General features: G+C 42.0%; 16 protein-coding genes and 1 tRNA gene. 12 read left to right on the plus strand and 5 right to left on the minus strand.

Going from position 1 to position 20,664, the window contains the following annotated elements; genetic code table 11:
• Positions 1–2 precede the first annotated feature (2 nt).
• A tRNA-Trp gene (locus PR761_RS10075) sits at positions 3–78 on the plus strand.
• A 217-nt stretch (positions 79–295) separates the two neighbouring features.
• Here the strand turns inward: PR761_RS10075 and hdfR are convergent.
• Entirely contained in the window at positions 296–1,123 is an 828-nt protein-coding gene (gene hdfR / locus PR761_RS10080; protein WP_006814635.1) for an HTH-type transcriptional regulator HdfR, read from the minus strand.
• 111 nt (positions 1,124–1,234) lie between these two features.
• On the opposite strand from hdfR, the gene PR761_RS10085 reads away from it, so the two are divergent.
• The gene (locus PR761_RS10085) at positions 1,235–1,573 is read left to right on the plus strand and encodes a DUF413 domain-containing protein (RefSeq protein WP_006814634.1); all 339 of its coding nucleotides are present in this window, start codon (positions 1,235–1,237) and stop codon (positions 1,571–1,573) included.
• Between the two features lie 78 nt (positions 1,574–1,651).
• Here PR761_RS10085 and PR761_RS10090 read toward each other — a convergent pair whose 3' ends face one another.
• A complete protein-coding gene (locus tag PR761_RS10090; RefSeq protein ID WP_006814633.1) occupies positions 1,652–3,178 on the minus strand; it encodes a YifB family Mg chelatase-like AAA ATPase in 1,527 nt (508 codons plus the stop codon).
• Positions 3,179–3,659: 481 nt separating this feature from the next.
• Between PR761_RS10090 and ilvL the strand changes: the two genes are divergently transcribed.
• The 6 genes from ilvL (at position 3,660) to ilvA (ending at position 10,236) form a co-directional block, all read left to right on the plus strand.
• On the plus strand, positions 3,660–3,758 hold the full coding sequence (gene ilvL / locus PR761_RS10095; RefSeq protein WP_112837475.1) for an ilv operon leader peptide: 99 nt from the start codon (positions 3,660–3,662) through the stop codon (positions 3,756–3,758).
• Between the two features lie 133 nt (positions 3,759–3,891).
• Positions 3,892–5,538: an acetolactate synthase 2 catalytic subunit gene (gene ilvG / locus PR761_RS10100; RefSeq protein ID WP_006814630.1), complete on the plus strand. Its 1,647-nt coding sequence runs from the start codon at positions 3,892–3,894 to the stop codon at positions 5,536–5,538.
• Positions 5,535–5,804, plus strand: coding sequence for an acetolactate synthase 2 small subunit (gene ilvM / locus PR761_RS10105; protein WP_006814629.1), 270 nt, complete (start codon positions 5,535–5,537; stop codon positions 5,802–5,804). Before ilvG ends, ilvM begins: the two co-directional genes overlap by 4 nt.
• Before the next feature lie 13 nt (positions 5,805–5,817).
• Complete coding sequence (locus PR761_RS10110; RefSeq protein ID WP_006814628.1) at positions 5,818–6,747, plus strand: branched-chain amino acid transaminase; 930 nt, start codon at positions 5,818–5,820, stop codon at positions 6,745–6,747.
• Between the two features lie 61 nt (positions 6,748–6,808).
• The gene (gene ilvD, locus PR761_RS10115) at positions 6,809–8,659 is read left to right on the plus strand and encodes a dihydroxy-acid dehydratase (RefSeq protein WP_039854898.1); all 1,851 of its coding nucleotides are present in this window, start codon (positions 6,809–6,811) and stop codon (positions 8,657–8,659) included.
• A gap of 2 nt (positions 8,660–8,661) precedes the next feature.
• The gene (ilvA, locus tag PR761_RS10120; RefSeq protein WP_039854897.1) at positions 8,662–10,236 is read left to right on the plus strand and encodes a threonine ammonia-lyase, biosynthetic; all 1,575 of its coding nucleotides are present in this window, start codon (positions 8,662–8,664) and stop codon (positions 10,234–10,236) included.
• On the opposite strand, the gene ilvY is transcribed toward ilvA, so the two are convergent.
• Positions 10,228–11,124 carry an HTH-type transcriptional activator IlvY gene (gene ilvY, locus PR761_RS10125; RefSeq protein WP_154610748.1) on the minus strand — a complete coding sequence of 299 codons (897 nt, stop codon included), beginning with the start codon at positions 11,122–11,124 and terminating at the stop codon, positions 10,228–10,230. The two genes, ilvA and ilvY, sit on opposite strands and share 9 nt — an antisense overlap.
• Before the next feature lie 188 nt (positions 11,125–11,312).
• Between ilvY and ilvC the strand changes: the two genes are divergently transcribed.
• Together ilvC and rep are read left to right on the plus strand one after the other, a co-directional pair.
• Positions 11,313–12,788 carry a ketol-acid reductoisomerase gene (gene ilvC / locus PR761_RS10130; protein WP_112837472.1) on the plus strand — a complete coding sequence of 492 codons (1,476 nt, stop codon included), beginning with the start codon at positions 11,313–11,315 and terminating at the stop codon, positions 12,786–12,788.
• A gap of 309 nt (positions 12,789–13,097) precedes the next feature.
• On the plus strand, positions 13,098–15,125 hold the full coding sequence (gene rep, locus PR761_RS10135) for a DNA helicase Rep (RefSeq protein WP_154610750.1): 2,028 nt from the start codon (positions 13,098–13,100) through the stop codon (positions 15,123–15,125).
• Between the two features lie 39 nt (positions 15,126–15,164).
• Here rep and gppA read toward each other — a convergent pair whose 3' ends face one another.
• Together gppA and rhlB are read right to left on the minus strand one after the other, a co-directional pair.
• Positions 15,165–16,667: a guanosine-5'-triphosphate,3'-diphosphate diphosphatase gene (gppA, locus tag PR761_RS10140; protein WP_006814622.1), complete on the minus strand. Its 1,503-nt coding sequence runs from the start codon at positions 16,665–16,667 to the stop codon at positions 15,165–15,167.
• Between the two features lie 11 nt (positions 16,668–16,678).
• The gene (gene rhlB, locus PR761_RS10145; protein WP_006814621.1) at positions 16,679–17,965 is read right to left on the minus strand and encodes an ATP-dependent RNA helicase RhlB; all 1,287 of its coding nucleotides are present in this window, start codon (positions 17,963–17,965) and stop codon (positions 16,679–16,681) included.
• Between the two features lie 117 nt (positions 17,966–18,082).
• Between rhlB and trxA the strand changes: the two genes are divergently transcribed.
• Positions 18,083–18,409 (plus strand): thioredoxin TrxA, encoded by a 327-nt coding sequence (gene trxA / locus PR761_RS10150; RefSeq protein ID WP_039854894.1) that lies wholly within the window; start codon positions 18,083–18,085, stop codon positions 18,407–18,409.
• Positions 18,410–18,978: 569 nt separating this feature from the next.
• Positions 18,979–20,238: a transcription termination factor Rho gene (gene rho / locus PR761_RS10155; RefSeq protein ID WP_006814618.1), complete on the plus strand. Its 1,260-nt coding sequence runs from the start codon at positions 18,979–18,981 to the stop codon at positions 20,236–20,238.
• Positions 20,239–20,664 lie beyond the last annotated feature (426 nt).

Genomic DNA, 20,664 nt, shown 5'->3' on the forward strand with positions numbered 1-20,664 from the left:
TTAGGGGCGTAGTTCAATTGGTAGAGCACCGGTCTCCAAAACCGGGTGTTGGGAGTTCGAGTCTCTCCGCCCCTGCCAGTTACCAATTAAGTAATAATAAAAGAAGTATCTATTGATAACCCGATTACTTTAATCGGGTTTTTCTTTATCTAAATTTTGTTAATTCTTGCTATAACCCCCTAACTACCCACCCAAAAATCTATTTCAAAATCAACTTATTCATTTTTAATTCATTATTTCAGGAGTGAAAAATGAGCGATGGAGCCATCACTCATTTTTGCAGATTTCAGCAAGATTAAATATGGTTAATTGGCGTTTTAATTAGCTGGTTAATTAGCGCTTGTTGATCATTTTTTTTCAGCCAGATAGCGTATAAAGGCTTAGTAATAACGTTCTCTGAGAGCGCTTTTAGCCCAGGATAATGCTGAAGCCAATGAGAAGGTAAAAACGCAGCTGAAAGCGATACAGACAATAATTGGCGTGTAATATTAGCCGATGTCGTGATCATTACAGGTGAGTCGTCTTGAGCAATAGCTGGTTCATTCTTAGGATGAAAATCAGCTCCCCATTCTAGTTTGATAAAATTATATTGAGTGAGAGATATATTCTTTTGTGAAGCCATTAACTGGATCTCAGCTGATCCAATAATAGTGCTTTCAAACTCATCCATTTTGGGAGGTTCTATCGCAATAAGTAGATCCAATTCTCTAGAATGAAGTTGTTTAACAAGAGATTGGCGAGTAGAGATTCGGGCTTCTAAGCGTAACTCATTATGTTGACTATAAAGGTTTTCAACCCAATCAGTTAAGTAGCCCTCCCATAATGACGCCGTTGCACCAATAGATAATTCAGTATGTTGGGATGCATGTGAAATTTCTTTTTTAGCTTGTAACCAAGTATTCATTAGAGATTCAGCGTAAGGAACTAATCGTTCACCCGCTGGAGTTAATCGAATATTATTACGGTGTCTTGTAAATAAATTGGTACCGAGTTGAGTCTCTAACTGTCTGATACGAAAGCTAACGGCAGACTGCGTTAAGTAGAGAGATTCTGCGGCTCTGCCGAAGTGTCTGGTTCTACTGACTTCTAAAAAAGTTCTTAATAACTCGCTGTCCACATACATCTCCAATAATTTTTGTCGTGATGATTTAAATGTTTTGTTTTACAGATTGTCAATGCTGTCTAATACTCCGCGCCATATAGAGTTGACCGTAATCAGTTAGGAGTGTGTCAGATGGCAGATAGCTTCATCACGACTAATCGTTTTTTTGACAATAAACATTATCCACGTGGCTTTTCCCGTCATGGTGACTTCACCATAAAAGAAGCTCAGTTGCTAGAACGTCACGGCCAAGCTTTTAATGAGCTTGATACAGGTAAGCGCGCGCCACAAACAGAAGAAGAAGAGTTATTCGTTGCTGTTTGTCGTGGTGAACGGGAACCTGTTACCCTAGAAGAAAAGGTATGGACGAAATATTCTAGCCGTATTAATCGTCCAAAACGCTTCCATACCCTATCAGGTGGTAAACCGCAGATAGACCCATCGGAAGACTATACCGATTCAGATGATTAAGTTCATTAAATGGTAAAATAATAAGGGACTTCGGTCCCTTTTATTTTTTAGTGTAATATTATTTTCATCTACATACCTTCAGCTTACTTGTTTTTGCAAATGAAGCAATAACTTATCCATAGCTCGATATCCCAATGCTTCTAGTAAATGCTTTTTTTGAATATCTGAAGATGAGTCTAGGTCTGCAATTGTTCGAGAAACGCGTAGGATTCGATGCCAAGCACGAATAGATAGCCCTAATTTATTGAGTGCATTCTCTAAGAATAAAGCATCCTCATTATTAACCTGACATATCTTTGTTGTTTCTCTTGATGAGAGTTGACTATTAATTTTTCCCGCCCGCTCAAACTGCCTTTCTCTTGCCTTAATCACTCTAGAACGAACTTTTTCGCTGGTTTCTCCTTGGCTATTTTGATGACTAAGCATACCTAATGGTAATAATGGAATTTCTATCGATAAATCAAATCTATCTAAAAAAGGCCCTGAAATACGAGATAAATATCGTAGGATCTTTGTGGGCGATGAGCGGTTCATTTCACCTTGATAGTGTCCTGTAGGACTTGGATTTAACGCAGCAATAAGTTGGAAATTAGCAGGAAAGCAAACTTTAGCTTTAGCTCGCGAAATTATAACCTGATGAGATTCTAGTGGCTCTCTTAATGAGTCAAGAGCGGCTCGTGTAAACTCAGGTAATTCATCAAGAAATAGAATTCCATGATGAGCGAGGGATATTTCCCCTGGCTTTGGTAGAGTTCCCCCTCCAATTAATGCTGCCGTTGAAGCACTATGATGAGGTGCTCTGAATGGTCTTTCTGGCCAGTTTTCCTCTATTCTTATTGTTTGGCTTAGGCTTTTTAGTGCTGCGACCTCTAGTGCTTCTTGGGGCGTTAAAGAGGGGATAATAGTGATAAGACGGCTGGCTAACATTGTTTTGCCTGTACCCGGAGGACCGAGTAATAAAAGATTATGTCCTCCAGCGGCACAAATCTCCAAAGCACGTTTTCCATGCTCTTGACCAATAATGTCGCTGATATCATTTTCATGGTCTGGAGGATGCGGTGCCTTAGTAATGTGTTGGTTGCTAATAAGCGTATTTTTTCCATGAAGATATTGGCAAAGTTCGAGTAAGGATGATGAAAAATTTGAACTATCACTTGGTAGTAAGCGGAGTTGATGTTGATTGTCTAAAGGTAAAATTAAGCGTCTATTTTCGGTTATTGCGGCTTGAGCCGCAGGAATGGCGCCGTTGATATAACGTATGGTTCCCGATAGTGCGAGTTCACCAAGAAATTCGTGCTGTTCTAATAAGTCATATGGAATTTGTCCGGATGACGCCAAAATGGCAACAGCTATCGCCAGATCGTAGCGCCCACTTTCTTTAGGTAGATCAGCTGGCGCTAAGTTTATTGTCATTTTTTTGACTGGATATTCAAAACCACTATTGATTATTGCGCTTCTCACGCGATCCCTTGCTTCCTTTACGGCAGTTTCAGGTAAGCCTACTAAGGTTAATCCGGGAAGCCCGTTACTAATATGAGCTTCTACCGTGACTAATGGTGCATCCATGCCAATTGATGCGCGAGTATAAACAATTGCTAGAGCCATAAATTTCTCTTTTAGGTTAACAGAGTTATATGCTGTTTAAAAAAAGTGATTTTTATTGTGATTACTTCTATTTTTGCGAAGAGGCTCGATAATTAAATCATCAGGTTTCTTTATCACTACATTTTTCTTTGAAAAGGCTCGAATACTAATAATCAAGGGATAGTGGCGGTATTTTATTTTGTGATAGAAATAGTTTTGTTCTGAAATTAATTAGGATAACTGGCAGCTGTTTTAGATTTTATTGAGGTTAATTTGCATTGGATTAATTTGGTGAATAACGCTGACTCTCTTGTAATAGATAATTATAATGACTGATTTTTAGTGTTAAATTCAGTTGATTGTCCTAAGTCGTCTGTAACCAATTGAATTTTAATCAAATAAAAAACATCATGTTTAAAAAATTAAATAAGAGTTGTCAAAACAATTTTAAAATGATAACTCTTTAATAAAGCAAACGATAAATGTTGAAAAGATTAAACTCATGAACAAATTCATCCAAGTGATTAGCCTAATTATTAGCGTGGTGGTGATTATTATCCCACCGTGCGGGGCTGCACTTGGACGACGAAGGCTGAAATAGTAGCCAAATCTTACGAGAACCCCGCACCGAAAGGCGCGGGGTTTTTTTTCACTTGAATCTTTAGCAAACCAACAAATAAATAAAAACATAATAAATACAAATAAATAAAATAATAGACAGACAGGAGACAATCATGAACGGAGCACAATGGTTAGTTCAGGCATTACGAACACAAGGTGTTGATACTGTTTTTGGATATCCCGGAGGGGCAATCATGCCGGTTTACGATGCCCTATATGATGGAGGCGTTGAACATTTACTGTGTCGCCATGAACAAGGGGCCGTGATTGCAGCAATTGGTTATGCTCGTTCAACGGGTAAAACGGGTGTTTGTATCGCGACTTCTGGACCTGGAGCTACCAATGTTATCACGGGTTTAGCAGACGCTTTACTTGACTCTGTACCTGTAGTCGCGATAACGGGGCAAGTCGCATCTGCGTTTATTGGTACTGATGCTTTTCAGGAGATTGATGTTTTAGGATTATCCCTCGCCTGTACAAAACACAGTTTTTTAGTGGAATCGATAGAAGAGTTACCGCGTATTCTCGCTGAAGCTTTCGCAATCGCAAATAGTGGACGTCCCGGACCTGTACTGATTGATATTCCGAAAGATATTCAGCTACAACATGCAGAATTAGCGCCATATTTGATGCCTGTTGAACAAGACGATGTCACTCCGCAAGATGAGATTCAACAAGCAAGAGCATTACTGGAACAGTCAGAAAAACCCATGTTATATGTTGGTGGGGGCGTAGGAATGTCTGGAGCAGTGAATGAGCTGAGAGCTTTTATTGAATACACCGGCATTCCATCAGTTGTGACGTTAAAAGGATTGGGTTCAGTTTCGCCATCGGATAAAAACTACTTAGGTATGCTTGGCATGCATGGAACTAAAGCCGCTAATATCTCGGTGCAACGTTGTGATTTATTAATTGCAGTTGGCGCTCGCTTTGATGATAGGGTCACCGGAAAATTAAATACTTTTGCACCGAATGCAAAAGTCATTCATATCGACATTGACTATGTAGAGTTAGATAAATTACGTCAAACTCATGTTGCTCTATTAGGGGATGCTAAAGCGTTATTACCTAAATTGATGGTGAAGAAATCCATTACAAATTGGCAGCATGAAGTTCAGCAACTAAAGCAAGAGTGTGGCTGGCGCTATGATCATCCAGGGGAACCAATCTATGCTCCTCTGTTGTTGAAGCAGTTATCAGAAAAAATGAAACCTAATACGGTAGTGACGACGGATGTTGGGCAACATCAAATGTGGTCTGCTCAGCACATCTCTGTGGATGCGCCTGAAAACTTTTTGACGTCCAGTGGTCTCGGAACTATGGGGTTTGGTGTTCCAGCTGCAATTGGTGCTCAGGTTGCTCGCCCTAATGACACCGTGGTATGTGTCTCTGGTGATGGTTCTTTCATGATGAACGTTCAAGAGCTGGGTACTATCAAACGTAAACAGCTACCTGTGAAGATTTTATTATTAGATAACCAGCGGTTAGGTATGGTACGTCAGTGGCAAGAACTATTCTTTGAGCAGCGCTATAGCGAAACTATTTTGACTGATAACCCAGATTTTGTTGCATTAGCGGGCGCTTTTGGTATTCAAGGTCGTCGTATTACCCGCAAATCTGAAGTGGATGCCGCACTTGATGAATTACTGACTAGTGAAGGCGCATTTTTATTACAGGTATCAATTAATGAATTAGAAAACGTCTGGCCATTGGTTCCACCAGGGGCAAGCAATGAAAAAATGATGGAGAAACCGTTATGATGCAACATCAAATCTCAATATTGGCTCGCTTTCGTCCAGAGGTTTTAGAGCGTATTTTACGAGTCACTCGCCATCGTGGATTTCGAATTAACTCCATGAATATGGATCAATTATCAGATGGTGATAATGTAAGTATTGAATTGACCGTCAGTAGCCAACGACCATTAGCACAATTGTGCGCGCAGTTAACTAAGCTATCTGACATCACTGCAGTTGAAATAAGACAACAAGAATCACGACTATTACGCACACAAAGTGCAATGTAAGGAATAAATTAAAATGACTAAGAAAGCTGACTTTATTTGGTTTAACGGTGAAATGACGCCTTGGGCAGATGCAAAAGTTCACGTTATGTCTCATGCCCTGCATTATGGAACTTCAGTATTTGAAGGCGTTCGTTGCTATGACTCTCACAAAGGACCTGTGGTATTCCGTCATCGTGAGCACATGCAACGTTTGCATGACTCTGCAAAAATTTACCGTATGCCTGTCAGCTATAGTGTTGATGAGTTAATGGAAGCCTGCCGTGCAACTTTGCGTAAAAATAACTTAGTCAGTGCGTATATTCGTCCATTAGTTTTTATTGGTGATGTGGGAATGGGTGTCAACCCGCCAGATGGTTATAGTACCGATGTGATTTTAGCTGCGTTTCCATGGGGCGCCTATTTAGGAGAAGAAGCTCTAGACCAAGGTATTGATGCCATGGTTTCTTCATGGAATCGTGTAGCTCCAAATACTATTCCTACAGGTGCTAAGGCCGGTGGTAACTATCTATCGTCATTATTGGTTGGTAGTGAAGCTCGCCGCCATGGCTACCAAGAGGGAATCGCATTAGATGTACATGGTTACCTATCTGAAGGGGCTGGTGAAAATATTTTTGAAGTGAAGGATGGCATTCTGTATACACCGCCATTTACATCCTCAGCTTTACCTGGGATCACGCGTGATGCGATTCTAACGTTAGCAAAAGATATGGGTATCGAAGTTCGCGAACAAACGCTATCTCGAGAGTCTCTCTATCTTGCGGATGAAGTATTTATGACGGGTACAGCAGCAGAGATCACGCCAGTACGTAGTGTTGATGGTATCCAAGTAGGTATTGGTCGTTGTGGCCCTATCACTAAGAAAATTCAACAAGCATTCTTTGGCTTGTTTGACGGTACAACAGAAGACAAATGGGGCTGGTTAGATCCAGTAAACCCTCAATAACTAAATTATATCGATTACAGGCGGTCGTTCCCCGCCTGTTTTAATACACGGGAGTCAAGATATGCCTAAGTACCGTTCAGCAACAACCACCCATGGTCGTAATATGGCAGGAGCACGCGCCTTATGGCGTGCAACAGGTATGACCGATGCTGACTTTGGAAAACCAATTATTGCGGTTGTTAACTCATTCACTCAGTTTGTTCCTGGTCACGTACATTTACGTGATTTAGGGAAACTCGTCGCAGAACAAATCGAACTAGCAGGCGGCGTGGCGAAAGAGTTTAACACTATCGCGGTAGATGATGGGATTGCGATGGGGCATGGAGGAATGTTGTATTCCTTACCTTCCCGTGAATTAATTGCTGACTCCGTTGAATATATGGTAAATGCCCATTGTGCGGATGCAATGGTGTGCATTTCTAACTGCGATAAAATTACTCCCGGAATGTTAATGGCGTCTCTACGTCTGAATATCCCGGTCATTTTTGTTTCTGGCGGTCCAATGGAAGCCGGAAAAACCAAGCTTTCAGACCAAATTATCAAACTTGATCTTGTGGATGCGATGATCCAAGGCGCGAATCCTAATGTCAGTGATGAAGAAAGTGAGCAAATTGAGCGTTCAGCGTGCCCAACATGCGGGTCATGCTCCGGTATGTTCACTGCGAACTCCATGAACTGTTTAACGGAGGCATTAGGGCTTTCTCAACCGGGAAATGGCTCATTACTGGCAACTCATTCAGATCGTAAAACATTATTTGTTAATGCAGGCAAACGTATTGTTGAACTGACAAAGCGCTATTACGAACAAGATGATGAAAGTGCATTACCTCGTAATATCGCGAATAAAGCTGCATTTGAAAACGCGATGACATTAGATATTGCGATGGGTGGCTCAACTAACACCGTTTTACATTTACTTGCGGCGGCACAAGAAGCAGAAATTGACTTTACGATGGATGATATTGATCGCTTATCTCGCCAAGTACCTCACTTGTGTAAAGTTGCTCCAAGTACCCAGAAATATCATATGGAAGATGTCCATCGTGCTGGTGGTGTTCTTGGGATCTTGGGTGAACTAAGTCGCGCTGGTTTACTGCAAGAGAATGTGACGAATATTCTAGGACTTTCCTTCCAAGAAACATTAGCTCAGTACGATGTTATGCTGACTAAAGATGAGTCTGTAAAATCAATGTTTTCTGCGGGTCCTGCAGGTATTCGTACAACCCAAGCATTTTCACAAAGCTGCCGTTGGCCATCACTGGATACTGACCGTGAAAATGGGTGTATCCGTAGTATCGAGCATGCTTATAGCTTGGATGGCGGTTTGGCGGTTCTGTCGGGTAATATCGCGGAGAATGGCTGTATTGTTAAAACGGCAGGCGTTGATGAAGGTAGTTTAATCTTCCGTGGCCCAGCTAAAGTGTACGAAAGCCAAGACGATGCTGTAGAAGCCGTTTTGGGTGGGAAAGTGGTGGCTGGGGATGTGGTTGTTATTCGCTATGAAGGTCCTAAAGGTGGACCTGGTATGCAAGAGATGCTGTACCCAACCTCTTATCTGAAATCCATGGGATTAGGAAAAAGCTGTGCTTTGATAACCGATGGACGATTTTCAGGGGGAAGCTCTGGTCTGTCTATTGGACATATCTCCCCAGAGGCGGCAAGTGGCGGTTTATTAGCGCTGGTACAAGATGGCGATATTATCGATATTAACATTCCAAATCGCACCATGGTGCTGGATGTTAGTGAGGATGAATTGGCAAAACGCCGTGAAGCAGAACTCGCGCGTGGAGATAAAGCATACACACCACGAAATCGCCAACGTGAAGTTTCATTTGCTTTACGGGCTTATGCCTCCCTTGCAACGAGCGCAGATAAAGGCGCAGTACGCGATAAATCTAAGCTAGGAGGTTGATTGTGGCAGCTGCAAAACCGTTACCTACAATGCCCTCTGGAGCTGATTACTTAAAAGCAGCACTCAGTGCTCCCGTTTATGAAGTGGCGCAAGTTACGCCGCTTCAAGAAATGAGCAAGCTTTCATCTCGTATGGGTAATACGATTTTAGTGAAGAGAGAGGATAGGCAGCCGGTTCATAGCTTTAAGCTGCGCGGTGCCTATGCGATGATTGCAACTCTGACGGAAGAGCAAAAAAAGAAAGGTGTGGTTACTGCATCAGCGGGTAACCATGCGCAAGGTGTCGCTCTATCGGCGAGTCGTGTTGGCGTCAAAGCTAAAATTGTTATGCCTGTTGCAACGGCAGACATCAAAGTTGATGCGGTTCGTAGTTTTGGCGGGGAGGCTATTTTATATGGCGCAAACTTTGACGAAGCCAAAACCTATGCTATCGCAATGGCAGAAAAAGAGGGCTATACCTTTGTTCCACCATTTGATCACCCATCTGTGATCGCAGGGCAAGCCACGATAGCTTTGGAGTTACTTCAACAAGATGCACATTTAGATCGTATTTTTGTTCCTGTAGGCGGTGGCGGGCTTATTGCTGGTGTCGCGGTGTTAATTAAACAATTAATGCCTGAAATTCAGATCATTGGTGTAGAAGCGGAAGATGCGGCTTGTTTAAAAGCGGCATTAGAAGCAGGTCATCCCGTTGATCTTCCTCGTGTGGGATTATTTGCTGAAGGCGTAGCGGTAAAGCGTATCGGCGATGAAACCTTTCGGTTATGCCAGCAGTATGTTGATGATGTGATCACCGTCGATAGTGATGCAATTTGTGCAGCATTGAAGGATATTTTTGAAGATGTTAGAGCAATTGCAGAACCATCGGGGGCTTTAGCCTTAGCGGGTCTGAAAAAATATGTTCAGCAACACAACATTCGTGGAGAACGTTTGGCGCATGTCTTATCTGGCGCCAATATGAATTTCCACGGGCTACGCTATGTTTCCGAGCGCTGTGAGCTGGGTGAGCAGCGAGAAGCATTACTCGCGGTAACAATTCCTGAGCAGAAAGGTAGCTTTTTACGTTTTTGCCAGCTACTGGGTAACCGCTCTATTACCGAATTTAATTATCGCTACACCGATGCAGATCCTGATCGCGCGTGTATTTTTGTTGGTGTTCGGCTCAATGGCGGCGAGCGTGAACGCGTTGATATCATTCAGGAGCTACAAGGGAATGGTTATGAAGTTGCCGACCTTTCCGATGATGAAATGGCAAAATTACATGTTCGTTATATGATTGGTGGTCGCCCATCCAAGCCATTAGATGAAAAATTGTATAGCTTTGAATTTCCTGAATCGCCGGGCGCACTATTAAAATTTTTAGAAACCTTGGGAACCCACTGGAATATTACGCTGTTCCATTACCGTAGCCATGGTACTGACTACGGGCGTGTGCTGGCGGCATTTGAACTGTCAGGCCCAGAAGTACGCTTTGATCGTCATCTTGATGCATTAGGCTATGAATATCACGATGAAACAGGCAATCCATCCTTCCGTTTTTTCTTAGCGCCACAAGATAGACAAACGACATTAGACTGAATGTTCTGGGAGCAATTCCCAGAATGCTTTCACCAAAGGGTCGCTTAGGCGTTTGCTTAACAGGCAAACGCCGAGTTCAAAGGGTTCGACCATCGAAATATTATCGAGTTGGGAAACGCGACTACGAACAGGTTCAGGGCTGTTATCCACGACAACACTCGGGATCAACGCAATTCCACAGCCCAAGGCAACCATAGAAACAATCGCCTCGTGTCCCGATACTGTCGCATAAATCACGGGATTATGAATTTGATGACGTTTAAACCAGAGTTCAATTCGCTTACGTGAAGGACCATGCTCAGGCAATATAAAGGGAACTGAAGACCAATCAGGTTTATCTTCAATCACCATACTTCTGACTGCACATGGCAATGACGGGGCAATCAGTACTAACGGAATTTCACCAATCTTTGCAAAACACACATTATCAGGTAGGCGCTCGGGTTTTCCTGCGATACCTAAATCGGCCTCTTTGGTTTCAACTTTTTCGACAGCATCGGCGGCATCACCTGTCGTCAATTTAATTTCTACCAATGGATGCAAGGCTCGAAATTTATCCAGCACTTGGGGTAGGTGGCTGTACGCCGCCGTGACAGAACAAAACAGACGTAATTCACCGCTCAATGATGGACTTTGATGATTAAGGGCATACTGTAGCTGCTGATATTGCAATAGTGTTTGCTGAGCGAACTGTTTTAAATGCTCGCCTGCTTGGGTGAGTTTCACGGAGCGATTATCTCGAATAAATAAGGGATGCCCAAGCTGGTCCTCTAAACGCTGTATCTGCCTTGATAGTGTTGAAGGGCTGACATGCATTGCTTTTGATGTGCGCCCAAAGTGGCAGCTTTCTGCTAAATGCAGAAATAATCGTAGATCACGGATATCCATTTGACCCTCGTATCGGATGATTTATCACGTTGCAAATATTGCAACATTATATTGTTAATATATCAATTTAAGCAATGTGAATCATCGCATATAGTAAATCCATAACTGCTCAATAATGAGCAACAGGCAACGAGGTTGTCTGATAATACAAACACAACAGAACACTGACCGAGTAATGGAGTAAGACCATGGCGAATTATTTTAATACATTGAACTTGCGTGAGCAGTTAGCTCAATTAGGCAAATGCCGCTTTATGAACCGCGATGAATTTGCGGATGAAGCAGGATATCTGAAAGGTAAAAAAATCGTCATCGTCGGTTGTGGAGCTCAAGGTCTGAACCAAGGTCTGAATATGCGTGATTCTGGTTTAGATATCGCTTATGCGCTGCGTCCAGAAGCGATCAGTGAAAAACGTGCATCATGGCGTAAAGCAACAGAAAATGGTTTCAAAGTTGGTACCTATGAAGAGTTGATCCCTGAAGCTGATTTAGTTATTAACTTAACGCCAGACAAGCAACACTCTACGGTTGTTCGTGCTGTTCAGCCAATGATGAAGCAAGGCGCTGCGTTAGGCTATTCCCATGGCTTCAACATTGTTGAAGTTGGAGAGGAAATCCGTAAAGACATCACTGTTGTGATGGTTGCACCAAAATGCCCAGGAACGGAAGTTCGTGAAGAGTATAAGCGTGGCTTTGGTGTTCCAACCTTGATCGCGGTTCATCCAGAAAATGATCCGAAAGGCGAAGGTATGGCAATCGCGAAAGCGTGGGCAGCAGCGACAGGGGGTCACCGTGCTGGGGTTCTGGAATCGTCATTTGTTGCAGAAGTTAAGTCTGACTTGATGGGCGAGCAAACGATTCTGTGCGGTATGCTGCAAGCGGGCGCATTACTGAGCTATGATAAAATGGTCGCGGATGGTGTAGAACCGGGCTATGCAGGAAAATTAATTCAATTTGGTTGGGAAACGATTACTGAAGCGCTGAAGCAAGGTGGTATCACCCTGATGATGGACCGTCTGTCTAATCCAGCAAAAGTACGCGCTTATGCACTTTCTGAACAATTAAAAACTATTTTAGCGCCACTGTTCCAAAAACATATGGATGACATTATTTCTGGTGAGTTCTCATCAACGATGATGGCAGACTGGGCAAATAATGATAAAAACTTGCTGACATGGCGTGAAGAAACGGGTCAATCATCATTTGAGAATTACCCAGAATCTACGGCTAAAATTTCAGAGCAAGAGTACTTTGACCATGGTGTTCTATTAGTTGCGATGGTTAAAGCGGGTGTTGAATTAGCTTTTGATACCATGTTAGAAGCAGGGATCCTTGAAGAGTCTGCATATTATGAATCACTGCATGAATTACCACTGATTGCGAATACTATTGCCCGTAAGCGTTTATATGAGATGAACGTGGTTATTTCTGATACCGCTGAGTACGGTAACTATTTATTCTCATTTGCGGCAGTACCAATGTTGAAAGAGTTTATGACCAAATTGCAAGCGGGTGATTTAGCAAAACCAGTGGCTGATAACGGCACTGATAATGCGCAGCTGCGTGATATCAACGAAGCGATTCGTAACCATCCTATTGAAAAAATCGGTAAGACTTTACGTGGGTATATGACGGATATGAAGAAGATCGCCGTCGCTCACTAATTTTTCGTCACTCTTCGCGTGATAGGTGCGTTGGCTACACTCGGTTACCCAAGTTACATACTAAATGTATGCTCCTTGGGATAACCTCCTTTGCCGCCTTCCTCTAACGCGAATAGTTTAGAAAAATATATCGTTGTAATAAAAGAAAAAGAGCAAAGCAAAAAACAGAGTAAAGCCATATCGTTCTGATGAATGATGTGGTTTTTTGTTTTTTATAAATAGAAAGGATCGTTGCTCAAGAGTTGGTTAGGTTTCTGCTACAATCTGTAGCGAGTTCCATTTTGAATAATTAAGTGATGTAGAGAAACCATGCGATTAAATCCGAGCCAGCAGCAAGCTGTTGAATATGTGGATGGCCCGTGCCTTGTATTGGCGGGGGCCGGTTCAGGTAAAACACGGGTTATTACCAATAAAATAGCCCACCTGATCCGCCACTGTGGTTATCAACCACGACAAATTGCGGCGGTAACATTTACCAATAAAGCTGCACGCGAAATGAAAGAGCGTGTTGGGCAAACATTAGGTAAAAAAGAGGCGCGAGGATTAATTATTTCCACGTTTCATACTTTGGGTTTGGAAATTATCAAACGCGAGTATAAAGCGTTGGGTATTAAGTCCAACTTCTCTCTGTTTGATGATCAAGACCAAATCGCATTATTGAAAGAACTGACATTTGATCTTCTTGAGGAAGATAAAGATCTTCTTAAGCAGCTGATCTCGACGATCTCAAATTGGAAAAATGATCTGATCTCCTCACAGCAAGTCATTGGACAAGCTAGAACTGAAAAAGAACACCATTTTGCCGAATGCTATCGTCGCTATGAATTACACTTAAAAAGCTGCAACGTACTGGATTTTGACGATTTGATTAGTAAGCCAACGCTGCTTTTATCTCAAAATGAAGAAGTACGTGAGCGGTGGCAACAAAAAATCCGTTATTTGCTGGTGGATGAATATCAAGATACCAATACCAGCCAGTACCAATTGGTTAAATTGCTGGTTGGGAATAGAGCGCGCTTTACGGTGGTGGGTGACGATGACCAATCCATTTATTCATGGCGTGGGGCTAGACCACAAAATTTAATTCTGCTTAACCAAGACTTTCCAAAATTGAATGTGATTAAGCTAGAACAAAACTATCGTTCATCGGAACGTATCTTGAAAGCTGCCAATATTTTGATTGCCAATAACCCCCATGTTTTTGAGAAAAAGCTGTTTTCAGAATTGGGTTATGGGGCGCCACTAAAAGTACTTACGGCAAATAATGAAGACCATGAAGCAGAACGTGTGATTGGTGAATTGATAGCGCATCACTTTATTAATAAAACGCAGTATAAAGATTACGCTATTTTATATCGAGGTAATCATCAATCGCGTATTTTTGAAAAAATGTTGATGCAAAACCGGATTCCTTACCGCATTTCAGGGGGAACCTCATTTTTTTCCCGCCCTGAAATTAAAGATTTATTGGCGTATTTGCGAGTACTTACTAACCCTGAAGATGACAGTGCATTTTTGCGTATCGTGAATACGCCGCGTCGTGAAATTGGGCCTAAAACTATTCAAAAATTAGGTGAATGGGCTAACCAACGAGGAAAGAGTTTATATCAAGCAAGTTTTGACTTGGGATTAGAACAAACGTTAACAGGGAAAGGGTTAGAAGCCTTGCAGCGTTTCACTCGTTGGATGGACGATATTGTGAGAGTTTCAGAGCGAGAGCCTCTGATAGCTGTACGAGATTTATTGAGGGAAATGGATTACGAAAGTTGGTTATATGAAACCTCACCAAGCACCAAAGCAGCAGAAATGCGCATGAAAAACGTCAACCAATTATTTACTTGGATGAGTGAAATGATTGAGGGCGATGAGTTAAATGAGCCGATGACGCTGAATCAGGTTGTTACCCGTTTTACTTTGCGCGATATGATGGAGCGTGGTGAAGATGATGAAGATTCTGACCAAGTACAATTAATGACACTGCATGCCTCAAAAGGTCTTGAGTTTCCTTATGTTTTTCTTGTGGGAATGGAAGAGGGGTTATTACCACATCAAAGCAGTATCGATGAAAATAATATTGATGAGGAACGTCGATTAGCTTACGTTGGGATCACGCGAGCCCAACGAGAATTATTCTTCAGTCATAGCCGAGAGCGTCGCCAGTATGGGGAGTTAATTCGCCCTGAACTTAGCCGCTTTTTACTTGAATTACCTCAAGATGATATCGAGTGGGAACAGCAGCGAAAAGTGGTGAGTGCGGAAGAACGTATGCAGAAAGGGCAATTTGCGCTAGCAGATATTAAGGCTCGATTAGGATTAAATAAAAAAACTGAAAAGTAATGAGATAAGTTCCCACGATACAGTGGGAACTCAGAATAGTTAGTTGGAACTATTACGTTCTTCTAATGCTAATGACCAATTCACGTAACTTTGCCATTGAATTTCTTGCTGTAAATTTTCCGCACGTAGAGGGTGCTCTTCTAACCAGCGATATGGCAGCATAATGGTTAAATTTTGCGTATTCGCATTCAGCCTTAATGCAGGCAAAGTATCATCGCGTCGGCGGCTAGCGAAGATGATCGCCAAGCGTAGCAAGCGACATAAATAGTAAGTTTGTTGCATTGGTAATGCATTTTGTTGGCTTAAAGACGCTAAATCAATTTGGCCTTGTTGATTTTTAAGAAGGGCAGCAAGTAAGCGTTTTTGTGCTGGTGTATATCCAGGTAAATCTAGATGGGTAATTAAGTAGCTTGCATGCTCGGGCGCTTTTCTGAAATCAACACTTAGCCCGATTTCATGTAAAGCACATGCACTTGATAGAAGGTCTCGACAACGGTTATCGAGTTCCCACTCTTTAGCAACTTGTAGATAAAAATATTCAGCGAGCTGGCGAACGCGGCTAGCTTGTTCGATATCAACAAGGAATCGGCGTTGGATATTACGCAAAGTTCTAGCTCGAATATCTTGCTCGATAGGCAGTTCCAGCATCCCGTAGACTAAACCTTCACGCAGAGCCCCACCTGCTAGCGTCATATTTTCAATATTTAACGCTTTGAAGATGGCGATTAAAATGGATAAACCGCTTGGGAATACGAGAGCGCGCTCAAAAGTTAGCCCATCAATTTCCAACTCTTCCAATTTATGGCATTGAATAGCTTTATGTTTCAGTTGCTGTAATTTTCCAAGGGTGATTAGCTCATCCATCCCTTGGGCAATCATAATTTCCTGAATAGCTTGCACAGTTCCTGATGCGCCGACACAAATTTTCCAACCATGGGCTTTGAGTGTATCCGCGATGGGGGTGATAACCTGTTGTGCTGCGGCTTCGGCTTGGGCAAAATTTTCTTCAGTTAAGGTTCTGTCACTGAAATAACGTTCGAGCCAAGTGACACACCCCATTTCAAGACTATATAACTGCTGAGCTTGGGCACCGGTTCCGGTGACTAACTCGGTACTACCTCCGCCAATATCGACAACTAAACGCTGTTCTGGGCCCCCGGTAGTGTGAGCAACACCTTGATAAATCAGGCGGGCCTCTTCTTCTCCTTGGATAACTTTGACTGGATTTCCTAGGATCTCACTGGCTTTCTCGATAAAAATATCAGCATTTTTGGCTAAACGCAGTGTTGCGGTTGCCACAACACGAATTTGCGAGTTCGGAATATCTTGCAGATGTTCCGAAAAAAGGCGCAGACACTGCCAGCCTCGCTCCATCGCTTGTTCGGATAAGATATTATCTTTATCTAACCCTGCCGCAAGTCGGACTTTGCGTTTGACTCGAGAAATGATCTGAATGCTTCCTGCGGTTTCACGTACAACCAGCATATGAAAGCTGTTAGAACCTAGGTCGATAGCCGCATACAGAGAAGAAGATTTCAGCATAAGTTATTTACTCAGTCTGCGCGTTTATGGTTGTGGCGTGGGCCATTATGTCGACGTGGTGCATTGGAATTGCGACGAGGACCTGTTGGGCGCGGACGGTGACGACGTTTTGGTGCTGGGAGCTCACTCAAGAGTGCTTCACTGTTATATTTGCTAACTGGAATTGAATGCTGAATATATTCTTCAATTGCAGGCAAATTTAATGAGTATTCTTCACACGCGAGGCTAATGGAGTTTCCACTCTCACCGGCACGACCGGTACGCCCAATACGGTGTACATAGTCTTCGCAGTCATCGGGTAAATCATAGTTAAAGACATGAGTTACAGATGGAATATGTAATCCACGGGCAGCCACGTCAGTCGCCACTAAGATATCAATATGGCCTTGGGTAAACTGTTCTAAAATACGTAAGCGCTTTTTCTGTGCTACATCACCAGTCAATAAACCAACACGGTGTCCATCCGCGGCTAAGTGAGCCCAGATATCGTCACAGCGATGTTTGGTATTGGCGAAAATAATACAGCGTTCAGGCCACTCTTCTTCGAGTAACGTTTGCAGTAAACGCATTTTTTCTTCGTTAGAAGGGTAAAATAACTCTTCCTTAATACGGTGACCGGTTTTTTGCAGTGGCTCAACTTCAATATATTCCGGGTTATTCATTTGCTCGAAAGCTAATTCTCTTACGCGGTAAGATAATGTTGCAGAGAACAGTAAGTTGAGTCTATCGGCTGCGGAAGGCATACGACGGAAGATCCAGCGGATGTCTTTGATAAATCCGAGGTCATACATACGGTCAGCTTCATCTAATACGACGACTTGGATAGCGGTTAAATCAACGTGACCTTGTTTTGCATAGTCAATTAAACGACCTGTTGTACCGACGAGGATATCAACACCGTTTTGCAAGACTTTGAGCTGCTCGTCATAGCCATCACCACCATAGGCTAGACCCATTTTCAAACCAGTGTACTCTGCCAGCTCTTTAGAATCTGAGTAAATTTGCACTGCTAGTTCGCGAGTGGGAGCCATAATCAGCGCACGAGGCTGATTGGTTTTTTTCCCATCCATAGCAGGGTGAGTTAAAAGAAAATGAAATGTAGACGTTAGGAATGCTAACGTTTTACCTGTACCTGTTTGCGCTTGCCCCGCAACATCTTTGCCTTCGACAGTGAAAGGCAGGGTAGCCGCCTGGATAGGCGTGCAAAAGTTGAAGCCTTTTTTATTAAGTGCTTCAATGACTTTTGGGTGCAATGCGAAGTCGGAAAACTTCTGTTCTGTCAAGTGTGCTTTACTCATAGTATGTTAGAATATCAGTTAACGGTTGGTTTACGAAAGTGTATCTTTTGAAATAAAGCATACTGATGCCAATTAATGCTACACTATGTCGGTAAAAATGATCCTTTGGAGTACAACATGAGCGACAAAATTAAACATATTACAGATGCAAGTTTTGCATCTGACGTTCTAAATGCAAATTCACCTGTTCTTGTCGATTTCTGGGCTGCATGGTGTGGTCCTTGTAAAATGATCGCGCCTATTCTTGATGAAGTTGCTGAAGAATATACAGGCAAAGTGACCATCGCAAAACTGAATATTGATGATAACCCAGCAACGGCTCCAAAATTTGGTATTCGCGGTATCCCAACACTTCTATTATTCAAAAATGGCAGTGTTGCTGCAACTAAAGTTGGCGCATTATCTAAAACTCAACTGAAAGAATTTTTAGACGAAAATCTGTAAGTTATAGCTTTATATAAGCGAAAACGTTTAGCGGTGTATTTATTTTATGTAGAGAGCCGCTAGACGTCCCCATTTAAGCATGATAAGTTAACAGCATTCCTCGTATAGCGCCCATAAGAATTACCTTGTTTTCCTTTGCTCTTTTCTGATACGTCTAGCTTACAGTTCTGTTTAGTAACAATGTTAACGTTGCTTATTATTAATCTAAAGTTGATGAATCCATCGTTGCATAACTGTGATGTTAAGCTCTGAGTGAATAAAATGGGTGGTACTAGGATAAGATGTTGTCCTAAATGTACAAAAAACTATTGCTAATATTGATTACGTTTCTAATAATATGCGAAATGTCATCTTGATGATTAAAAACGCACCTGTTAGTCACAACCTTATTCATTGCAATATTAGTTGTAGCGAGCACAAATTTTTATGCATTGTTGTTAGTTGATAGCTTCCAACAGGGCACTATAAAGTTAAACTGGCACTTAATAGGTCATTATTGTTACTATATAAGTTGCCTCCAATTTACGTTCATAGTTCGAGAATTACCCCGAGTTAAAGAACCCACCATTATGAATCTTACCGAATTAAAAAATACGCCAGTATCAGAACTGATTACGTTAGGCGAAAACATGGGGCTAGAGAATTTAGCCCGTATGAGAAAGCAGGATATTATTTTTTCCATTTTGAAGCAGCATGCTAAAAGTGGGGAAGATATTTTCGGCGATGGCGTACTAGAAATCTTACAGGATGGATTTGGTTTCCTCCGTTCAGGTGACAGTTCCTACCTCGCAGGTCCGGATGACATTTACGTATCTCCTAGCCAAATTCGCCGTTTTAACCTACGCACTGGCGACACTATTTCAGGAAAAATTCGTCCTCCTAAAGAAGGTGAACGTTATTTTGCCCTGTTAAAAGTTAATGAAGTTAACTTTGATAAACCTGAAAACGCCCGTAACAAAATCCTTTTTGAAAACTTAACGCCATTACATGCAAATAATCGTCTTCGCATGGAGCGCGGTAACGGCTCGACTGAAGATTTGACTGCACGAGTTTTGGATTTAGCGGCACCGATTGGTCGTGGGCAGCGTGGACTGATTGTCGCGCCACCTAAAGCGGGTAAAACAATGTTGCTGCAAAATATTGCGGCTAACATTGCACATAACTACCCAGACTGCGTATTGATGGTCCTACTGATTGACGAACGTCCAGAAGAAGTGACCGAGATGCAGCGCTTAGTTAAAGGTGAAGTTATTGCTTCGACATTTGATGAGCCAGCTGCACGTCACGTTCAAGTAGCTGAGATGGTTATTGAGAAAGCCAAGCGTCTTGTTGAACATAAAAAAGACGTTATTATTTTGCTCGACTCTATCACTCGTCTTGCTCGTGCATATAACACAGTCGTTCCTTCTTCCGGTAAAGTTTTGACTGGTGGTGTTGATGCGAACGCATTACATCGTCCAAAACGTTTCTTCGGTGCGGCACGTAATGTTGAGGAAGGTGGAAGCCTGACTATCATTGCAACTGCATTAGTTGATACTGGTTCGAAAATGGATGAAGTGATTTACGAAGAATTTAAAGGAACAGGTAACATGGAATTACACCTGTCCCGTAAAATTGCTGAAAAACGTGTCTTCCCTGCGATTGATTACAATCGTTCTGGTACACGTAAAGAAGAATTACTGACATCCCAAGATGAGCTACAGAAAATGTGGATCCTACGTAAGATTATTCACCCAATGGGTGAGATCGATGCAATGGAATTCCTCATCAGTAAACTGGCCATGACAAAAACCAACGAAGAATTCTTTGATTTCATGAAAAGAGCTTAATCGTTAGGATTATCTGTACATCGAATAGGCGCTCTTATTAGGGCGCCTATTTTTTTATCTAATTCCACACGGTATAAGTGAAATAATAATCTCCGCTTCAGAGAAAATGGAGTATTAATTACTCTATTTTTTAAGTAAAAAAAAATAATAAATGAACGCTAGATTATTAATCTGAAGGTGGTATTTTCTACATTCTTTTTTATACTTAAAGACTATCAATTGCTGATGCTCTTCCTGTTATACTTTAATGTAACGTATTGATATTATTTTTTAATATTTAAGTACATCCATATCGAATTTTGATATTTTTTTACCTCTATGATTTTATGCGAGATATTTTTCAACTTAAATGGGTAAGAAATCGAAAAATCAATCGGTCGAAGATTGTCTTTTATGGCATGCATCTTGCAAGATTAAAGGATAGTA

The sequence above is a fragment of the Providencia sp. PROV210 genome (assembly GCF_028479445.1).
GTDB lineage: Bacteria > Pseudomonadota > Gammaproteobacteria > Enterobacterales > Enterobacteriaceae > Providencia > Providencia rustigianii.